The sequence below is a fragment of the Streptomyces himalayensis subsp. himalayensis genome, from assembly GCF_013778455.1.
GTDB classification, from domain to species: domain Bacteria; phylum Actinomycetota; class Actinomycetes; order Streptomycetales; family Streptomycetaceae; genus Streptomyces; species Streptomyces himalayensis.
In genome coordinates, this window is sequence record NZ_JACEHE010000003.1 from 203,120 (window position 1) to 222,307 (window position 19,188).

14 protein-coding genes and 2 pseudogenes are annotated in these 19,188 nt (G+C 68.0%); 12 read left to right on the forward strand and 4 right to left on the reverse strand.

Going from position 1 to position 19,188, the window contains the following annotated elements; genetic code table 11:
- The first annotated feature begins 19 nt into the window (after positions 1–19).
- The gene (locus H1D24_RS07330; RefSeq protein WP_181656564.1) at positions 20–1,354 is read left to right on the forward strand and encodes a sugar ABC transporter substrate-binding protein; all 1,335 of its coding nucleotides are present in this window, start codon (positions 20–22) and stop codon (positions 1,352–1,354) included.
- A gap of 89 nt (positions 1,355–1,443) precedes the next feature.
- Here H1D24_RS07330 and H1D24_RS07335 read toward each other — a convergent pair whose 3' ends face one another.
- Positions 1,444–2,235 carry an IclR family transcriptional regulator gene (locus H1D24_RS07335; protein WP_181656565.1) on the reverse strand — a complete coding sequence of 264 codons (792 nt, stop codon included), beginning with the start codon at positions 2,233–2,235 and terminating at the stop codon, positions 1,444–1,446.
- A 239-nt stretch (positions 2,236–2,474) separates the two neighbouring features.
- Here H1D24_RS07335 and H1D24_RS42180 point away from each other — a divergent pair, with 239 nt between their 5' ends.
- Entirely contained in the window at positions 2,475–2,840 is a 366-nt protein-coding gene (locus H1D24_RS42180) for a hypothetical protein (protein WP_258563902.1), read from the forward strand.
- On the forward strand, positions 2,837–3,760 hold the full coding sequence (locus tag H1D24_RS07345) for an SMP-30/gluconolactonase/LRE family protein (protein WP_181656566.1): 924 nt from the start codon (positions 2,837–2,839) through the stop codon (positions 3,758–3,760). The genes H1D24_RS42180 and H1D24_RS07345 overlap by 4 nt, the downstream gene beginning before the upstream one ends.
- A gap of 77 nt (positions 3,761–3,837) precedes the next feature.
- On the opposite strand, the gene H1D24_RS07350 is transcribed toward H1D24_RS07345, so the two are convergent.
- Entirely contained in the window at positions 3,838–4,821 is a 984-nt protein-coding gene (locus H1D24_RS07350) for a LacI family DNA-binding transcriptional regulator (protein WP_309484237.1), read from the reverse strand.
- Between the two features lie 505 nt (positions 4,822–5,326).
- On the opposite strand from H1D24_RS07350, the gene H1D24_RS07355 reads away from it, so the two are divergent.
- From H1D24_RS07355 to H1D24_RS42185, 8 genes and pseudogenes are all read left to right on the forward strand, one after another.
- Positions 5,327–6,649 (forward strand): ABC transporter substrate-binding protein, encoded by a 1,323-nt coding sequence (locus tag H1D24_RS07355; RefSeq protein ID WP_220136480.1) that lies wholly within the window; start codon positions 5,327–5,329, stop codon positions 6,647–6,649.
- Complete coding sequence (locus tag H1D24_RS07360) at positions 6,646–7,623, forward strand: carbohydrate ABC transporter permease (RefSeq protein ID WP_181656569.1); 978 nt, start codon at positions 6,646–6,648, stop codon at positions 7,621–7,623. The genes H1D24_RS07355 and H1D24_RS07360 overlap by 4 nt, the downstream gene beginning before the upstream one ends.
- Complete coding sequence (locus H1D24_RS07365; protein WP_181656570.1) at positions 7,620–8,507, forward strand: carbohydrate ABC transporter permease; 888 nt, start codon at positions 7,620–7,622, stop codon at positions 8,505–8,507. The genes H1D24_RS07360 and H1D24_RS07365 overlap by 4 nt, the downstream gene beginning before the upstream one ends.
- A gap of 4 nt (positions 8,508–8,511) precedes the next feature.
- A complete protein-coding gene (locus tag H1D24_RS07370) occupies positions 8,512–11,130 on the forward strand; it encodes a hypothetical protein (RefSeq protein ID WP_181656571.1) in 2,619 nt (872 codons plus the stop codon).
- On the forward strand, positions 11,127–12,692 hold the full coding sequence (locus H1D24_RS07375) for a hypothetical protein (protein ID WP_181656572.1): 1,566 nt from the start codon (positions 11,127–11,129) through the stop codon (positions 12,690–12,692). Before H1D24_RS07370 ends, H1D24_RS07375 begins: the two co-directional genes overlap by 4 nt.
- Before the next feature lie 89 nt (positions 12,693–12,781).
- Positions 12,782–14,752 carry a glycoside hydrolase 5 family protein gene (locus H1D24_RS07380; protein WP_181656573.1) on the forward strand — a complete coding sequence of 657 codons (1,971 nt, stop codon included), beginning with the start codon at positions 12,782–12,784 and terminating at the stop codon, positions 14,750–14,752.
- Positions 14,753–14,832: 80 nt separating this feature from the next.
- Positions 14,833–16,404, forward strand: a complete 1,572-nt coding sequence (locus H1D24_RS07385) for a glycoside hydrolase family 28 protein (protein WP_181656574.1) — start codon at positions 14,833–14,835, stop codon at positions 16,402–16,404.
- Between the two features lie 140 nt (positions 16,405–16,544).
- A pseudogene (locus H1D24_RS42185) lies at positions 16,545–16,792 on the forward strand (ISAzo13 family transposase); the annotation flags it as partial.
- A 312-nt stretch (positions 16,793–17,104) separates the two neighbouring features.
- On the opposite strand, the pseudogene H1D24_RS43990 reads toward H1D24_RS42185, so the two are convergent.
- Together H1D24_RS43990 and H1D24_RS07405 are read right to left on the reverse strand one after the other, a co-directional pair.
- Positions 17,105–17,182, reverse strand: a pseudogene (locus H1D24_RS43990) (hypothetical protein); the annotation flags it as partial.
- A gap of 82 nt (positions 17,183–17,264) precedes the next feature.
- Positions 17,265–17,549 (reverse strand): hypothetical protein, encoded by a 285-nt coding sequence (locus H1D24_RS07405; RefSeq protein WP_181656575.1) that lies wholly within the window; start codon positions 17,547–17,549, stop codon positions 17,265–17,267.
- A 110-nt stretch (positions 17,550–17,659) separates the two neighbouring features.
- Between H1D24_RS07405 and H1D24_RS07410 the strand changes: the two genes are divergently transcribed.
- Positions 17,660–19,180: a hypothetical protein gene (locus tag H1D24_RS07410; RefSeq protein ID WP_181656576.1), complete on the forward strand. Its 1,521-nt coding sequence runs from the start codon at positions 17,660–17,662 to the stop codon at positions 19,178–19,180.
- Positions 19,181–19,188: the final 8 nt, after the last annotated feature.

Genomic DNA, 19,188 nt, shown 5'->3' on the forward strand with positions numbered 1-19,188 from the left:
ACTCCGTAGGAGATCCGCAATGAACAGCATCGGACCAACCCGTACCCGGCGCGACGCCCTCAGAATGCTGGGCATCGGCGCCCTGGGTGCCCTCGGTGCCACCGCCGTCGCCGGCGGACTGACTGCCTGCGCACCCTCCAGCGGCAGCGGCACGACCGGTGGCGACGCCGCGGCCAAGGACTTCACGTTCACCTCCTGGTCGCTCAACGAGGAGCCCTCGAAGACCGTCGTGCAGAAGATCGTGGAGGCCTGGGAGAAGCAGGAGAAGTCGAAGATCAGGACACCTTCCTACCCCTACAACGAATATCTGAGCCAGCTCATTCTGAAGCTGCGCGGTGGCGAGACCACCGGCGTCATCCAACTGGACATCGCCTGGCTCGGCACCCTTGCCGCGATGGGCAGGCTGGTGGACCTCGAAGCCCAGGCGAAGACGGGCGGCTACACCGAAGTGGCCCTGACCAGCGGCCAGTACGACGGCACACAGTACGGCCTGCCGTGGACCACCGGCTCCATCGGACTGATCGCCAACGGTCGGCTCCTGGATCAGGCCGGCATCACGAAGGACCCGGTCACCACCCAGGAGTTCGAGGATGCACTGCGTGCTGTCAAGGACCTCGGTGGCGGAGTCATACCGTACGCGGCGGCAACCAAGGTCGCCCAGCTCAAGGACATCCTGCCGTGGATGCAGACCTTCGGCTGCCCGCTCCTCGAAGGGGGCGAGGGCGTCTCCGGTGGCAAGGTCGCCATCGGTGACGACGCCTCGGTCGATGCCGTCACCTGGTACAAGAAGCTCTACGACGCGAAGCTGATCGCCGCCGACGTCGACCGTTTCGACGCCCGTGCCCTCTTCGCCCAGGGCAAGGCCGGCTTCTACGACGACGCGCTGGTTGCGAAGGCGGTCATCGCCGCCCAGGCCAAGGATGCCGGGCTGCCTGACGCGATGCAGCCGGTGGTGCGGCCGGTGCTCCACTCCGGAGACACCCCGCAGGCCCTGCTGTGGGGGCATCTGCTCGTCGTCGCGCGGGGAGAGGGCTCGGACACCGCCGCGGACTTCGCCCTGCACGCCACCGCCGACAAGGCCACCGTTGTGGAGTACTTCGAGGATCTCGGGCTGCCGCCGGCCACCACGGCCGGGCTCACCGATCCAAAGGTCACCGCGGACACCTTCATCACCGACTGGACGGAGCGCATCACGAAGACGGCGACGGGCAACCCGTTCTGGCGCTACGCCAAGGCTGCGCAGATCGATGAGGCCATCGCGAAACAAGTGCAGTCCGTGCTGATCGGCCAGTCATCGGCGAAGCAGGCGATGCGGGCCGCCGGCGAGGAGGTCACCGCGCTGATAGAGGACTGAGACCGGTCCCTCGCCGCGACCGGGGGCCGCGCGCTCATCGCCGACTGCACCGCTCACACGGCCACGTCGCTGGCGGTTCCGCGGGCCGCTCAGACGGCATGCGCGAGGTAGCCGAGCCCTGTCGACACCTGGTCCGCGTACTCGATCACCTGACGGGCCAGCTCCGTCTGCCTGCCACCGAGGTCGAGCGCGGACAGCGAGCCGGACACCGACAGCGCGGCGACGATCTCACCGGAGCGGTCCCGTACCGGCACGGCCAGGCAGGCCCGGCCGAAGGCCAGCTCCTCGACCTCGGTGGCATAGCCGCGCGAGCGCACTTCGTCGAGCTCGGTCAGCAGCGCGCCGATGGTGGTGATGGTCTGGGGTGTGTAGGCCGGGAAGTCCAGGCTCATCACGCCGCGGATCTCCTCCTCCGAGAGACCGGCGATCAGCGCCTTGCCCATCGCCGTCGCGTGCAGCGGGGCGTACCGTCCGGTGAGAGTGAAGGAGCGGGGGGCCTGTGGGCCCTCGAAGTGGCAGAGGTAGAACATCCTGCTGCCATGCCGTTCGGCGACGTTCGCGCCGAGACCCGTCTCATGGGCCAGGTTCTGGGCGATCTGCCGGGCGGCCCGGTGCACCGGGGACTGGTTGAGCGCGATACCCGCGAGTGTGACGACGCGCGGGCCGAGCCGGTGCAGCCCGCTGCGCTCGTCGCGTGCGAGGTAGCCCAGCGATTCGAGGGCACCGACCAGACGGGAGATGGTGGACTGGCCGAGGCCGGTGAGCTCGACGAGCTCGGCGATCCGGCGCTCGGGCTGCTCATCGGTGAAATACGACAGCAAGGAGAGCGCCCGCTCGACACTCTGCGTGCCCGCGCCCGCCGTGTTCATGGTGGTGCTCACGTTCGTGCGCGCTCCCATACGAATCCCGATCTAGAAGGTCCATCCAGATAGTGGATGATACATCGCCCAGAGATCCGACTCGACGGGCCGCAGCTCAACCGCACGCCGGCCATCAAGCCGACGCCCATGGAGCGGCGGCGGGAGGGACCACAGGGGATCCCTGAAGAGTGTCTGCTGATCGATTGATGATCTTGAATTCACGAACCTGACAGAAACTGTCCCTACTGGAAAGGACCATCGTGTCCCTCACCGCTGCACGATCCCGGACCTGGTCGACCGAGGCCGGTTGCGATCCCGACGACTTCGGTACACCGGTCGAGCAGGCTACTGATCCGCGTGATCGCCCCTCAGCCGACTGCGTGCAACAGAACGTTCTGCTCTACGACAGTGATCGCCTACGCATCCTGGCGGCCACGGCAGGCAGCCGCCACCAGGTACAGGCCTGGGTTGACGCAGAGGCGGCCTGCCATGGTCCGGCCTACGGAGCAACCGCTGTGGGTGTCGGCTCGCCCCTGGCCGGCGGCCCTGCCGACGGAGACGATCCGGCCCGGCTGCGCGAGCGCGCCCGCGACCATTTCAAGAGCCTCGCGGAGCGGCCGCGATGACCGGCGATGCCCGCCCCGTCTCGCCATGGTCGGACCGGCTTGTGCTCGGTGAGGGCGCCCGCTGGGTCGACGGCCGTCTCGTCCTCGTCGACATCCTCACCGGACGCCTCCTCGAAGCGCCCGCCGGTGACCGAGCCGGCGCCGCGGCCGATGCGCTCGGGGAGTCACCCGCCGCTCTGCGTACGATCGCCGAACTGCCCTTCCATCTCGGCGCCGTAGCCCCAGTCGCCGACGCCCCGGGCAGCTGGATTGCTGCCGCGGGCACCGGAATCTGTCTGCTGTCCCCCGATGGGGGCATTGACTGGCTCGCCCGGCCCGAAGACGACAACCCGGCGGAGAGCCGGATGAACGATGGTGTCGCCGACCCGTCCGGGCGCTTCTGGGCGGGCAGCATGGCGTACGACGTCACTCCGGGTGCCGGTTGCCTCTACCGGGTCGACCCCGGCGGCGGCGTCACCCGCGTCCTGGACGGCATCACGGTCCCCAACGGCCCGGCTTTCAACGGCGACGGCAGTTTGATGTACCTGGCGGACAGCGCCCGCTCCACCGTCCACCGCTACCCCGTGGACGCCTCCTCGGGTGCCCTCGGCCGCCCGGAGGCGTTCGTCACGCTGGCTGCCGGGGAGGGCAAGCCGGATGGCATGACCGTGGACTGTGAAGGGGGCGTCTGGATCGCCATCTGGGGTGCCGGTGCCGTGCACCGCTATCGGCCGGACGGTGCGCTGGACCGGGTCATCGGCCTGCCCGCCCCTCAGCCCACCAGTGTCTGTCTCGGCGGCAGGGACGGCCGGGTCCTCCATATCACCTCCGCGTCGGTCGGGCGCGACCCGGCCCAGCCGTACGAGGGCGCGGTGTTCAGGGTCGAGGTGGAGGTTCCCGGCCCGCCCACTCCCTGCTACCGCCGGGAGCGGGACCGGTGACAGCGAGGGCTGCGGCCGACGGCACCGCTACCGGGCATACGACGCGGCACAGGTGCGTCCCGGCGTCAGGGGCGCCGTCAGGCGCCGGTGGAGCGGCGCAGCCGCAGCTCGCCACCGATGGTGAACTGGGGCGCCACATCCTCGTTCCGCAGCTGCGCCAGCAGCGTGTGGGTGGCGATCTGCCCCATCCGGCGATAGTCGCAGCGGACTGTGGTCAGGGCCGGGGTGACGTAACTGGCCAGACTGATGTCGTCGAACCCGGCCACGGCCATATCGTCGGGGACCTTCACTCCGTGCTCGGCGAGTACGGACAATCCGGCGATGGCCATGAGGTCGTTGGCGTAGAAGATCGCCGTGGGGCGTGGGGACTGGTCGAGAAGTTCGCGAGTCGCCCGTGCGCCACCGTCGGTGGTGAAGTCGCCCGTTACCACGGGGCCGGGCTCAAGTCCCGCTTCGACCACGGTGTCCTGCCAGAGCTGGCGGCGCCGCCGGGCGTGGCGCAGGCTCGGAGTGCCCGCGACATGGGCGATGGTGCGGTGGCCTTGGGCGATGAGATGGCGGATCAGCTCGCGGACCTGGCCGGCGCTGCCGGTGCTGACCCAGGGGAACGGACAGGTGCGGCCCGGTGATCCGGCCACCACGGCCCGGGCACCCAGCCGGCTGAGCAACTCGAAGCGGGGGTCGCGGTGGCGCAGGTCGGTCAGCAGGAATCCGTCGACCCGGCGCTCTCCGACCAGCTGCTCGTAACCCTCGCGCTCGGTGTGGGAGTCGCCGACGAACCGCAGTACCGCCGCGTACCCCACCGAGGTGAGCGCGCTCTCCACTCCGGCCAGGAACGCCGGGAAGAACGGGTCTAGTTCGAGGAGTTCCGCGGGCCGGCGCAGCACCAGCCCCACGGCGTGCGCGGGGCCGCCGCTGACGGCGCGGGCGGCGGTGCTCGGCGTCCAGTTGAGCTCGGCGGCAGCGGCCCGGATCCTCGCCATGGTGCCGGGGCTGATGCCCTTCCCTCCGTTGAACGTCCGGGACACGGCGCCTTTGGACACCCCGGCACGGATGGCCACATCGGAGATCGTCGGCCGGCGATGTGAGCTCCGTTGCTCTTCAGTCACACGCCCAGGTTAGCTCCAAACCAGGTGAACGGAACCGAGTAGGTATACCGGTTTCCCAACGCAATCGCCGCCGAGCCCCGTCAAGACGACGGCGAATCACCCAAAAGCGCACATATGCTGCCGTAGAACTCTGTCATCAGCGGCTTCGAGAACCACGGCTCCAACGTATTGACCCCCAGTGACCCACTCATTACTCTCCAAATTCAACCGGTTTACCTCCGGGGCATGTTGGAGCCACATCACTGGTAACGCCCTGTCAGCCGCCCCCCGGAGCCGACGGGCAGATGAGTCTCGTTCAAGAGGCCACTGCCCCCCCATTTACGCCTTCGTCACAGCCGTTTTGCGCATGTGCGCCGCAGGCACTGCCTGCCGAAAATCCCCGCGCCGAGGACAAGGAGCCAACAAGATGAGGACACCATTGTCGAGAGTTGCCGCCTGCTGTACCGCGGGAATACTCGTGGCCACGGCAGGGGCTTGCTCCAGCTCGGATTCCGGTGATGCCGCCGGCGGCAAGGTCACGATCACCGTGACGGACATGCCGCCGACCACCCAGGAGGCATCGCGCAAGGAGTTCACCGACCGGGTGGCCGCTTTCGAACGCGCCAACCCGGACATCGACATCAAGCCGAGCGAAGCAGTGTGGGACCCCAAGACCTTCACCGCCCGGCTGGCCGGCGGCCAGCTCGAGACGGCGTTCATCGTGCCGCTCACCGAACCCCAGGGGCTCATCAAGCGCGGCCAGATCGCGGACATCACCGATGACGTGAAGGCGCTGCCCAACGCCGACCAGTTCGACAGGCGTGCCCTGGCACCGGGCACGGACGCGGACGGTCGCATGTACGGCCTGCCGACCAGTGAGTTCGCCCTCTCCCTGATCTACAACCGGGAGCTGTTCGACAAAGCGGGGCTCGATCCGGACAACCCGCCGAAGACCTGGGCCGAGGTCCGCGAGGCCGCCAAGAAGATCTCGGAGAAGACCGGACTGCCGGGCTACGCGCACCCCGCGACGAACAACACCGGCGGCTGGACGCTGACCGCAATGACGTACACCTACGGCGGCCGCGCCGAGAAGGAGGAGGGAGGAAAACAGGTCGCGGCCTTCAACGACGCACCGATGCGCGAGGCCCTGCAATGGCTCAAGGATGTGCGCTGGAAGGACAATTCGATCGGCACCCAGCATCTGCGCGACGCCGCCGAAATCTACAAGTCGTTCTCGGCCGGCCGTATCGGCATGACGATGGCGACGCCGAGTGTGTTCGACGAGCACATCACCAAGTACAACGGCGACCCGAAGATATTCGGTGTCACAGCACTGCCCAGCGCGACCCATTCCGCGACACTGCTGGGCGGAAAGATGGCCGTGATCAATCCGAAGGCGAGCGACGCGGAGCGCAAGGCCGCGGTGAAGTGGATCGACTACTACTACCTCAGGTACAAGTACGACCCCAAGGAAGCCGAGGCGCGGGCGAAGACAAAGGCCGTTGACGGCGTGCCGGTGGGCACACCGTACGTTCCGTTCTACCAGCCCGCCGTCGACGGGGCCGTCCGGGAGGCCACCAACAAGCACGCCACCGTCCCCCTCCGGAACTTCGAGCCCTACCTCCAGGGCGTGCAGGAGCAGGAGTTCGTGACCGAGCCTTCGGTGGCCGCCCAGGACCTTTACGCCGCCCTGGACAGCGCCGTGGCTGCCGTCCTCACCCGAAAGAGTGCCGACCCCCAGGCCGAACTGGACAAGGCGGAGAAGAAGGTCGTCCCCGCGCTGGAGCGAGCTCAGCGATGATCACCGCCCACCCGTCCGGTGACACCACCACCGCGCCCTCGCCGACAAAGGATCCGGAACCCCGGCAGGCCCGCCGCCACCCGCGGCGTGCCCGCCGGACCCGGCGGGCACGCCGCGGCTCGGGGCTCGCATCGCTGCTGTTCCTGCTTCCGCTGCTGGTGATGTTCGGCTACTTCGCATGGTGGCCGATCGGCCAGAGCGTCATCCTCAGCACGCAGGAGACCAACCTGGTCAGCGATCCGGAATGGGTCGGTCTTGAGAACTTCCGCTACCTGTTCAACGACCCGCTGCTGTGGGCGACCCTGCGCAACACCGCCTGGTTCGTCGTTCTGGCGATGCTCTTCGGGTTCCCGGTGCCCATCCTGCTGGCGCTGCTGGTGTCGGAGCTGCGGAGGTTCGGCGGGGTGTTCCGAGTGCTGATCTATCTGCCCGTGGTCGTCCCCCCGGTGGTCGCACTGATGCTCTGGCGCTGGTTCTACGACCCGGACTTCGGGCTCTTCAACCAGGTCCTCGGCTATGTCGGCCTGGGCCCGTACCCCTGGCTGCAGTCGACCGCAACCGCGATGCCCAGTCTGGTGCTGGCAGCAACCTGGGCCCATGCGGGCAGCACCACACTGATCTATCTGGCAGCGCTGTCGAGCGTGCCGGCGGATCTGTACGAGGCCGCTGAGCTGGACGGCGCCTCCATCTGGCGGCGGATCTGGCATGTGACGCTGCCTCAGATGCGCGGCGTCATCCTGATCATGCTGCTGCTCCAGATCATCGGCACCTTCCAGATCTTCACCGAGCCCTTCATCCTCACGGACGGCGGACCCGAGGACTCGACCGTCACCATCCTGCTGCTGATCTACCGGTATGCGTTCCTCAACGGTGACTACGGGACCGCTGCCGCGCTGAGCGTGCTGCTGGCCCTGGTGCTGTCCGTACTGTCCGCCGTCTATCTGCGCGTGACCCGCAAGTGGAGCACATCATGAGCGACGACGACCGTTCCCGTGGCGTGATCTCGCCGGCCGACCGGCGCCGCACATCCGTCCGCTGGTTCCTCGGGATCTCCCACCCCGTCATCCTGACCGCGATCGCGATCGCCGGCCTCGGGCCGATCCTGTGGACCGCCAAGGGTGCGCTGTCACCCACCCAGGAACTGCTCCAGGACCCACTGCGGCTGTGGCCGTCCGTAATCCAGTGGTCCAATCTCGCCTCCGCATGGGAGGAACTCAGGCTCGGCCGCTTCCTGTTCAACACGGTCGTGCTGGTCGGCGGTTCCTGGTTCTGCCAGCTGCTGGTGGCGACACTGGGGGCGTACGCCCTGTCGGTGCTGCGTCCCCGCTCAGGCCGCATCGTCTACTACGCCGTGCTCGCCACGCTGTTCATTCCCGGCACCACCTCACTGGTGGCGCTCTATCTGGTGGTCCTCGATCTGCCGCTCACCGGCGGATCGATCGCCAACACCCCCTGGTCGGTGTGGCTGCCGGCCGGAGCGCACGCCTTCAACGTGCTGATCATGAAGCAGTTCTTCGACGGTCTGCCCCGTGAGCTCCATGAGGCGGCGCAGGTCGACGGGGCGGGGCCATGGCGGCTGTTCTGGCAGATCGTCTTGCCGATGTCCGGCCCGATCGTCGCAGTGGTGTCCCTGCTGGCGGTCATGAGCGCATGGAAGGAATTCCTCTGGCCCATGATCGTCATCTCCGACACCGATGCACAGCCGCTGTCGGTCGCACTGCCGCGGCTGGCTGACAGCGCGGAACAGAACCAGGTCATCGCCGGAATGCTCATCACGATCATCCCGCCGCTGCTGCTCTTCCTGGTGTTCCAGCGCCATATCGTCCGCGGGATAAATTTCACCGGTCTGAAGGGGTGATCCCATGACGGCATGGAGACACCGGCTGTTACACATGGCCCTGGCGGTGCTCCTAGTGCTTCTTCCCACCCAACTGATCAACGCCCCGCACGCCCACAGCGCATCCGTCACGAGCGGAAACTACTACGCCAGCACGAAGCCCACGGACGGCAATCCGGACTCCCATGGGGCCCTGGTCCGCTTCCAGGACAGCCTCCTGTTCAACGGCAACCAGACAGACACCGTCGGATGGCGAGGCTCCGCAACTGCGCCCAAGACCGTGACACTCGTCTTCGACATGCTTCGCGACGGCCCCCTGAGCAACATCTCGATCGTGAGCAAGTCGCAGAACGAATTCTGGACCTTCGACGAGATCAAAGTTCAGTACCGGCCAGAAGCCAGCCCCACCTACAACACCGCCAAAAGCGCCACGCGGGCCCGCGGGCTGCTGGACTACCGGCTTGACGTGCCGATGGGCGACAAGCAGGCCCGGTTCGTCCGCATCAAGTTGACGCGCACCAACCAGTACCTGCACATCCCGCTCTCCGAGATCAACTTCACGATCGGCACCGGCACCGTGGATCCCACCCCGGCGCCGGCGCTGACCGAGAGCCAGATGCAGCAGGAGCTGACCCGCGCCGACTCGATCGAGACCGGCAACTACTACGCCGGCGTCACCCCCACGGACGGCACCCCGGACTCCGCCGGCGGCCTGGTCCCCTTCCAGAACAGCAAGTTGTTCAACGGTGACCACACCGACGTGGTCGGATGGCGGGGCAACGCAACCGCGCCCAAGTCCGTGACCCTCGTCTTCGACCTGCTACGTGACCATCCGATCGGCAACATCATGATCCAGAGCAAGGCGGAGAACGAATTCTGGACCTTCGACGAGATCGAAGTCACCTACCGGCCGGAAGCCAGTGAGACGTACCGCATCGCCGGCAGCGCCACCCGGGACCGCAGCGAGCTGGACTACCGGCTCGACATCCCGATAGGGGACAAGCAGGCCCGGTTCGTCCGCGTCAAGATGACCCGCACCAACCAGTATCTGCACGTTCCGCTCTCCGAGGTCGACTTCGCCATCGGCTCCAGCTCCATCGGCCAGAATCCCGCGCCGCCACTGACGGTGAGTCAGATGCAGGAGGAGCTGTCCCGCTACACGCGGATGGTCGACAGCTACGGCCAGTACCTCTACAAGGACTGGGCCGGCAAGGTGACCTCCGACGCGCAGTTGCAGCAGGACGCCGCGAACGAGGCCACGAAACTGGCCAATGTCAAGCAGGACCTGACGACATACGACCAGTACGGAGGGTTCAAGGCACTCGGCAAGCACACCGGCACCGGCTACTTCCGGCTGGCGAAGGTCGACGGCAAGTGGTGGTTCATCACCCCCGAGGGACACAAGTTCTTCCTCAAGGGAGTCGACGCCACATCCGCGGACGACTGGGGCTACGGCACGCTCTACAAGAACGCCGACGGCAGCCTCCGCGACGTGTTCGACGGACTACCCGACTCCGGCACCTACGGCCCCGCCTACAGCGGCAACATGGTGAGCTTCGTCAAGGCGAACCTCATGCGCAAATACGGCACCGCCGACTGGGAGACCCCGTGGCGCGACATCACCAAGAAGCGACTGATCGACTGGGGCTTCAACGCGCAGTCCAAGTGGAGCCGTGACGGCGGGCTCACCATGCCCTGGATCGGCCAGATCACGGCGCCGTCCGATGTGATGCGCATCCAGTACGGCATCGACCCGTTCGACCCGCAGTTCGGTGCGAAACTCGACCGGCACATCCAGGCCCTCAACATCGCCGCAAACGCGGGCAGCCCGTGGCTGATCGGCTACTTCTTCGACAACGAACGCGGCTGGGACGACGCCGTCATGACCGACATGCTGCAGCGCACCAGCACCCAACCGGCCAAGCGGGCCTTCGTCGCTTACCTGAATGATGCCTACGACGGAGACCTGAACCAGGTCAACACGATCCTGGGGACCAGCGCCGCCACATGGCAGGACCTGGAGAACACCAAGATCATATTCTCCAAGGTGCCCGTGAGTGACCGCACCGCATTCGTCACCGAGGCCTCGAAGGCGTACTACTCGGCCATCCAGGCAGCCATCCGCAAGCAGGACACCAACCATCTGTTCCTCGGCTCGGCTCTGGTGCCCACCTGGCACTCCAGCCTGGAGTGGAACGTGGGCGGCCGCGACTACCTGGACGCGATCTCCCTTGACGTCTACAGCAACAGCGCGAGCTACCTGAAGGACTACGAGCCGTACGACAAACCGGTGCTGAACCTGGAGTACTCCTTCAGCACCCATGACCGGGGCCTGCGTGCCATCAATGCCGCGACCCGCGCCGAGAGCATCGCCGAACGCGGCAACATGCACAAGGCGTTCGCCGAGGAGCAGGCCCGCAGCCCCGTCTTCGTGGGCTCCGGCTGGTTCATCTACTACGACCAGGCCGTCACCGGACGCGCGAGCGACGGCGAGAACTACAACTTCGGCCTGGTCAACCAGCAGGACCAGCCCTACTCCGCGATGACCGACGTCATGCGGGACACCCACCGGCGCCTGGAGCTGATCCACCAGAGCCCCGGCCCTCCCCTGAGCGCAGCCCGGACAAAGGAGTTCGACCGATGATTTCCAGACGCAGCCTGATCGGTGGTGTCCCCGCCGCCGCCCTCGCCGGAGCGCTCGCCCTCCCCCGGCTCAGCGGGGTCGCCCAGGCACAGGTACAGGCGGGGAGCGACAGCTGGATGGTGGACCGCTACGGGCAGTACCTCCACCAGGACTGGTCCGACAAGGTCACCTCCGACGAGCAGCTGAGGCGGGAGTACGCCGAGGAGGCAACCCGACTGGCCGATATCGCTCCGGACCTGGTCACATACGACAAGTACGGCGGCCTGAGGAAGCTCGGAAAGTACGACGCCACCGGCTACTTCCGGCTGCAGCAGGTCGACGGCCGCTGGTGGTTCGTCACCCCGGACGGCCATCTGTTCTTCCTCAAGGCCGTGGACGCCTTCTCCGCCGACGAGTGGGGCTACGGCACCTGGCACAAGAACCCGGACGGCACGCCCCGCGACCTCTTCGCGGAACTGCCGGACCCGGAGCGGTTCGCGTCCTGCTACTCGGAGGGCGACAAGGGCTACATCGTGAGCTTCCTCAAGGCCAACCTCATGCGGAAGTACGGGGATGACTACCTGCCCAAGTGGCGGGACATCTCCCGCAAGCGCATGATCGACTGGGGTTTCAACGCCCAGGGCAAGTGGCACCGCGACACCGAAGTCGTCATGCCCTATATCGCCCAGGCGCCGACACCCACCGATGTGATCCGGGTGCTGTGGGGCATCGACCCGTTCGACCCCGACTTCTCGGCCAAGCTGGACCGCACCTTCGATCTGCGCCCCTACCGCACCGACCCGTGGCTCATCGGGTACTTCTTCGAGAACGAGCGCGGCTGGAACCGCGACGTGGTGGCCGGGGTGGTCCAGCGGGACTCCGCCCTTCCGGCCAAGAACGCCTTCGTGCGCTATCTGGCCGAGGCCTACGACGACGACCTGGACCGGGTCAATGAACTGCTCGGCACCGACGCCGATTCATTCCCCGCGCTGGCGGACACGCGGATCAGCATCGCCCGGGTGCCCGACAAGGACATCAAGGCGTTCATCACGCTGGCCTCGAAGACGTACTTCAGGGCGGTGCGGAATGCGATACAGAAGCAGGATCCGCACCACCTGTTCCTCGGTACCTCGCTGGTGCCCACCTGGCGCACCAGCCCGGAGTGGAATGTCGGCGGGCGCGACTACCTCGACGCGATCTCCTTCGACTGGTACTCGACCAGCGTCCAGTACCTGCAGCAATACGAGGGCTACGGCAAGCCGATCCTCAATCTCGAATTCGCCTTCATGTACCCGGACCGCGGGCTGACGTCCCACAACCCCTCGGTGACGGCGACCAGTCAGGCCGATCGAGGGGAGAAGTACCGGGCCTTCGTCGAGGCGCAGGCCAAGAGCCGGGCCTTCGTCGGCTTCGCCTGGTTCGTCTACTACGACCAGGCGGTGACCCGCAAACCGGGCGCCACCGAGACGTTCAACGTCGGGCTGACCAATCAGCAGGACCAGCCGTACCACGACATGACCGACATCATGCGGCAGGTGAACCGCGGCATCGAAGCGGTCCATCTCCAGGCCCCGCCGGCCTGACCCCGCCCTCGTCGATCCGGCCGGGTCCCGTGGCGGATTCCCCGCCGCGGGGACCCGGCCGGATATCCAGTGAACGAAACGGAGAGCAGATGACCGACCCCAGTTCCCTCCCCACCTCGGGAGCCGACAGAAGCACGGCTCTGTCCCGGCCGGCTCCCCAGCTCGATTCCGGCCCCTGGCTCGGAGCGAACTACTGGTCACGACACGGCAGTCTGTTCATGTGGCGGGACTACGACGATGCGGTCGTCCGAGAGGAACTGCAGACCCTGCGGGAGCACGGAGCAAACGTCACCCGGTCGTTTCTGTTCTGGCCGGACTTCCACCCGGAGCCCGATCGGATCGACGAGGGTTTCGTCGAGCGGTACCGGCGCTTTCTGCGCACCAGCGCGGAGGTAGGCCTGCCCACCATTCCCACATTCCTGGTCGGGCACATGTCGGGCGAGGACTGGGATGTGCCGTGGCGGGAGGGCCGCAATCTCTACACGGACGGCTTCATGCTGGGCCAACAGGCGTTCTTCATCCGGGAGATCGTCCACCGGATCGGCGCGGAGCCGGCGGTCGCCGGCTGGCTGATCAGCAACGAGTTTCCGATCTTCGCCGGACCGGCTACCCCCGACGAGGTCCGGGCCTGGGGCCTGATCTGTACCCATGCCGTACGTGCAGGCGGCTCCCGGCTTCCGGTGTCGCTGGGCGACGGCGCCTGGACCATGGAGACCACTGGCAAGGACAACGGTTTCCGGCTGCGGCGCCAGCAGGACCTGGTCGACTTCGTCGGCCCGCACGCCTATCCCATGGGCGATGACCAGGTGCGGGTGCACACCGCGGCGGCCTGGGCGTGCGAGATGAGCCACTTCGGCAAGCCGGTGGTGATGGAGGAGTTCGGGGTCTCCGCCGCGCTGTGCTCGGAGCGGAACGCCGCCCATTTCTACCGACAGGTGCTGCACCACACGCTGCTGGCCGGGGCCACCGGCTGGCTCGCCTGGAACAACACCGACTTCGCCCTGGAGTCGGTCGATCCGTATCGGCACCGCCCCTTTGAGCTGGGGTTCGGGATCACCCGCTCCGACGGTACGCCGAAGCCTGCCCTGACCGAGATCGGCGCCTTCCGGCGCATCCTGGACGAGATCGACTTCGAGAACTGCACGCGGGCCGACACCGACACCTCGATCCTGATCCCGTCCCATCTGGAGGAGCACCCTCGGGTGGCGGTCGCGGAGCGGACCGCGATCGCGGCAGTGAGCCACCATGCCTATCTCGCGGCGAAGGCCGCCGATCTCGCTCCGGGCCTCACCCGCGAGCTGGACGCACCGCACCGCACCGCGCTGGTGCTCGTCCCGTCCAACAAGCTGCTGACCGCACCGACCTTCGATCTGCTGCTGGACTGGGCGCGCGAGGGGAGCCATGTCTATCTGTCCTGGTTCGCCGGTGCGAGCGGTTCCCACCGTGGAGCCTGGTGGCCTCCCATCGAGCGGCTGATCGGCGCCTCGCATACTCTTCGGTACGGTCTGAACGAACCCGTCGACCCGGTCGTCACCTGGGAGTTCACCGAGCCGCTGGGTGATCTCAAGGCCGGCGACGAACTGAGCTTCCCGGTCTCCGGGCCGCCTGACGCACAGGCCATGCTGCCACTGGACGCGGACTCGGCCGACTGCGTGGTGCTCGCCTGCGACGGCCGGGGCCGCCCGGCGCTGGTGCGGCGCGACCACGGGAAGGGCGCGGTGTATCTGGCCACGTACCCGGTGGAGTTCTTCGGGTCCGTGACGCCGGACGCGCACCGCGATGACCAAGTGCACCGCCTCTACCGCGCCCTGGCGTTGCGGGCGGGTGTGCGCCCCCTGGTCACCGTGGACGATCCGCGGGTCCATGTGGACGGCCTGGTGCACGCCTCGGGGCAGAGGTACGTATGGCTGGTCAATGTCTCCGGCGACACGGTCACCACGCACGCGGAGCCGGGCGACGCCGCCGTCCGGCTGACCGATGCGCTGGACGGCCGGGACCTCACCGAGCAGATCCGGCTGGAGCCGTTCGGGGCCGTGGTGGCGCGGGCGGTGGCACGGTGACCGCAACCCCTGGAACTGCCCACACGGCCGGAACGGCACAGAGCGCGGCGCCAGAATCCCTGCGGATCGGAGGGCCACCAGTGTTCGCCGTGGACCGCTTCGGGGCGGTGGCCGACGGCCGTACGAAGGACACCGATGCGATTCAGGCGGCGATCGACGCCGCGCACGCGGCGGGCGGCGGCGTCGCTCATCTCCCGCCCGGCACCTATCTGTCCGGTGGTATCGAGCTCAGGAGCCGGGTCACCCTGCACCTGGAGGCCGGGGCAACCCTCCTCGGCTCCACGGACCTCGCGGACTATCCACCGCACGAGGGGCCGCCCGCCGACTGCGACGCGGGCCAGCGGCATCTGGTCTTCGCCCGGGGCGCCACCGATATCGCCATCACCGGTGCGGGCACCATCGACGGGCAGGGGCCGGCCTTCTGGGAGCCTTCCGGGCGCCCGCCCACTCCGCCGGACCGGCTCTGGGCCGATGTCGTCACCCACAACTGGAAGCCGGTCGGCAACAACGACCGCCCCTCTCCCATGGTCGAGCTCGCCGAGTGCCGCAATGTGCGCATCGAGGGTGTCACCCTGCGCAACTCCCCGGGCTGGACGCTGCGCCCGATCGCCTGCGAAACGGTCATGATCCGCGGAATCGTGATCCGCAACCCGGTCGACGGCATCAATACCGACGGCATCGACCCGACCGCCTGCCAGAACGTGTTCATCGCCGACTGCGACATCGACACCGGCGACGACGCCATCTGCCTGAAGAGCGAGAACCCCTACGGAGACCTCCGGGTCACCCGGAACGTCGTCGTCACCAACTGCGTGCTGTCCTGCTGCTGCAACGCCTTCAAGCTGGGCACCGCCACCCAGGGCGGCTTCGAGGACATCACGTTCACCAACTCGGTGATCTACAACCGCGATGTGCCGCTCAACGAGCGCGTCATCTCGGGCATCGCCATCGAGATGGTCGACGGCGGCTGGGTCGACGGCGTCAGCATCTCCGACATCCGGATGCGCAACACCCGTACCCCCATCTTCGTGCGGCTCGGCAACCGGGGGTGGGGGCAGCCGACCCCGGTGCCAGGCCGGCTGCGCAGGGTGCGCATCTCCGGGATCGAGGCCACCGGAGCGATCCTCACGTCCTCGATCACTGGGCTTCCGGAGCAGCACGTCGAGGATGTCACCCTCTCCGGCATCCGCATCGAAACCGACGAGGGCGGTCGGCGCGAGTGGGTGGAACGGGAGATCCCCGAAGAGGTCGCGGAGTATCCGGAGGCCCGGATGTTCGGCCGCCTGCCCGCTTACGGCCTCTACGTCCGCCATGCCCGCGGGGTCCGGATCTCCGGCACCGAGATCCGCTCCACGGTGCCCGATCCGCGCCCGCTGCTGGTCGCGGACGATGTGGAGGAGCTCTCGGTGGACGCGCTGGACGGTACGGCCCCCGGCCCGGACACCCCCCTGCTGGATCTGCGGGACACCCGAGTTGCCTTCGTCAGCGGCTCCCGTGCCCCGAACGGCACCGAGGTGTATCTCCGGGTCAGCGGCGCCCGCTCCAGGGACATCGCCCTCTCGGGCAACGAACTGTCCCGGGCCGCCGCTGCGGTCGAGACCACCGGCGGAGCTGCGCCGGACACCGTGATCGGAGACAGCAGCCCCACGTGACCGCCGTATCTACGACCTCGTGGTGACCGCATCGAGCGCGGCCGCCGGACCCTACGGCGCTTTGCGCCCAGCGGTGAAACGTCTAAGGGCTCGCAGAGGATCAAGGTGTTGCTTCCGTGGATCTGGCTCGTTGATGTGGTATGGGCGTATCACAGGAGACTCGTGATCAACTCGCCGTGGAATTCGCGGTATTCTTCCCGCACCTGGACGAGCGCCAGCGTCGTCTGCTGATGGGGGCCGAGGCCCGGATCCTGGGACACGGCGGGATCCGGGCCGTCGCGCAGACGGCCGAGGTCAGCGAGACCACCGTCCGCAAGGGCGTCGACGAGCTGGAAGCGGGGGCGGAGCCGCTGGGTCGGTCCGCCGCTCCGGCGGCGGGCGCAAGAGGGGAAGGTCGATGAGTTCCCCACGCTCGCGCCAGGGGCGTGTGGTGATCACGGCGTGGCCGCCGGGGCGGAGCATGTGGCGGCACTGGATGAGGATCTCGGTGAAGGCCTGAAGGAGCTGTTCCAGGCCGACGTGGGCGAGGTTGGCGGGGTCGTGGCTGTAGTGGTAGTCCTTCTTGACCACGCCGCGTTCGCCTGTCTCGCGGGAGGAGCGGACCTGGCCGTGTGCGCTCGCGCCGTAGGGCGGTGAGGTGACGACGAGGTCGACCATGCCCGTTGAACACGACACGGGCGCATCCGAACGCCCGTGCCAACGTGGTCTGCTGGACGGCGTTCGGGTACAACCTGAAGGCGTACCGAAGCCGCGTGATCCGGACGCTAACACCGCACACTGACAATCCGGGGACGGATCAGCCGCATCCAGCCCACTGGAACGATACGGCGACGCTCCGCGTCGCCCCCACAAGACTCGCCTCACCCCCGGCCCGAAGGCCGGAACACCGCGAATGAATCCCGGTAGCCTTTCTCCACCACGCGTTCGGCACGGCTCTCTTGGTGGGCGTCGGCGTCGTTACGCTCCTGCACCTCTTGCTGCGGCCGTGATTCCCGCATTGCCGACGTCACCGGCTGCGGAGAGTCGGCGGCGCCGGAGGAGTGACTGCCGTCTTCGAAGCCCTTGCGGTAGACCGTGGCGACTGCGGTGAGGTGAGGCCCGAGGAGAGCCTTCACGGCAGGCTGCAGCGTGCAGACCTGAGCCACCCACCGGCGTCCCGGCCTGCTGTCCGAACTCGTCGTGTCGGGCGCGGCTGTTCCCGAGTCGTGACTGCAGACCCTTGGCCGCTCGGGAGGCCTGTGTTCGACTGGCACGCATGCCTGAACAGCCCACGGATCGCCCCGTTCTCCTGAGCGGCCGGCGTCGCGCCGTCGTCCGCTGTACCGTCGCCCTGGTGCTCGCCGTGCTCGCCGCGCCGCTGCCCGGCAGTGTGACGGCCTCCGCGGAACCCACCCCCGATTCCGGGCTCGTGGCGCCGAGGACGTATCACGTGAAGCCGCCCGGCGGCCGCAAGCGCCCCGAGCGGGACAAGCGCATCCACATCCAGTACAGACGCGGCGGCAGCGAGGGAGTGGGCGCGAAAACGGGACGCCTCACGATGGATGTCAGCGGCTCGAAGGAGACGCTGCGGCTGAAGCAGTTCGGCAACGGCTGCAGCAGCACCGGCGGGGTGACCGTGGTGTGCGAAGTCGGCGCGAGCTACAACAGTTGGGCGGACTGGGCGGGCGCGCTTCCCTACGCCGCGCCCGGCAGCAAGGCCGGCGACCGGGGCGAGCTGCACCTGCGCTACCGGGCCCCGGACGGCCACGTTTCCACCGCGACGACCACGGTGGTGGTCGGCGGGCCCATCCTGGAGGTCCGGCGCCCCAAGACCATCGCCGGCGTACGGCCCAGCGCCGAGACCGGCCTGGACCTCGCCGTCCGCAACACGGGCGAGACGACGGCCGACGGCGTGGCCCTGATGGTCGAGGCCGGCAGCGAGCTGACATTGACGCAACGCTTCGCCAACTGCCGCTACACCGAAGGCGACGACGCACCGCGAAACGCCTACTGCACCTTCCCGGACCTGCGGTTGCGCCCCGGACAGACGGTGGTGTTCAGCCCCGGTCTGCGGATACGCACCCCCAGGACACTGGACCACGGCTCGCTGCGCCAATCCGCCTGGCCGCTGGACCTCGGCCCGTACGAGGACGTGCGCGTGCCCGACGGCGGTAAGCCCGGCGACGGCCCGCCGCTGCGAACGCAGGTGCGCTCGGGCGGCAGCGGGCAGTGGAGCGACGAGCGGGAGGCGTGGACCGAGGTGCGCACGGACAACCCCGCCGACTACGCGGCGATCGGTGCCCACGTGCGGGCGGCCCCGGGCGAAAAGCAGGAGGTGCGGGTCGGCGCCCGCACGGACGGGCCCGGCGACCCGGGACAGGGCGGAGCGTACGACCTGGTCTTCACGGTGCCGCGCGGAGCCGAGGTGCTGAAGGAGCCCATGGAGGAGATCGACGAGGACGTTTTCGAGCCGTCGTGCCGGCACCAGGACAACGTCTACACCTGCCCGTTGCGCGTGCACGAACCGGGCTCCGAGGAGACCCTCCCGTTCACGCTGAGGTTCGGCAAGGACGCCGGTGACGGTGCCGTCCGGCTCAAGGAGCGTAAGGGCGACGAACCGCCCGAGGACCCCGACACGTCCGACCACACGGCCGCGGTGACCGTGGATCTCGATGCCGCGTACGCGTCCTCCACCGCCTCGGGGCACCACGTCGCGTGGGGCGTCACCGGCGCCCTCGCGGCGTTCGTCGTCGCCTACGGGGGCCTGCTGCTGTGGCGACGACGGCAGCAGCGCTGACCGCCACG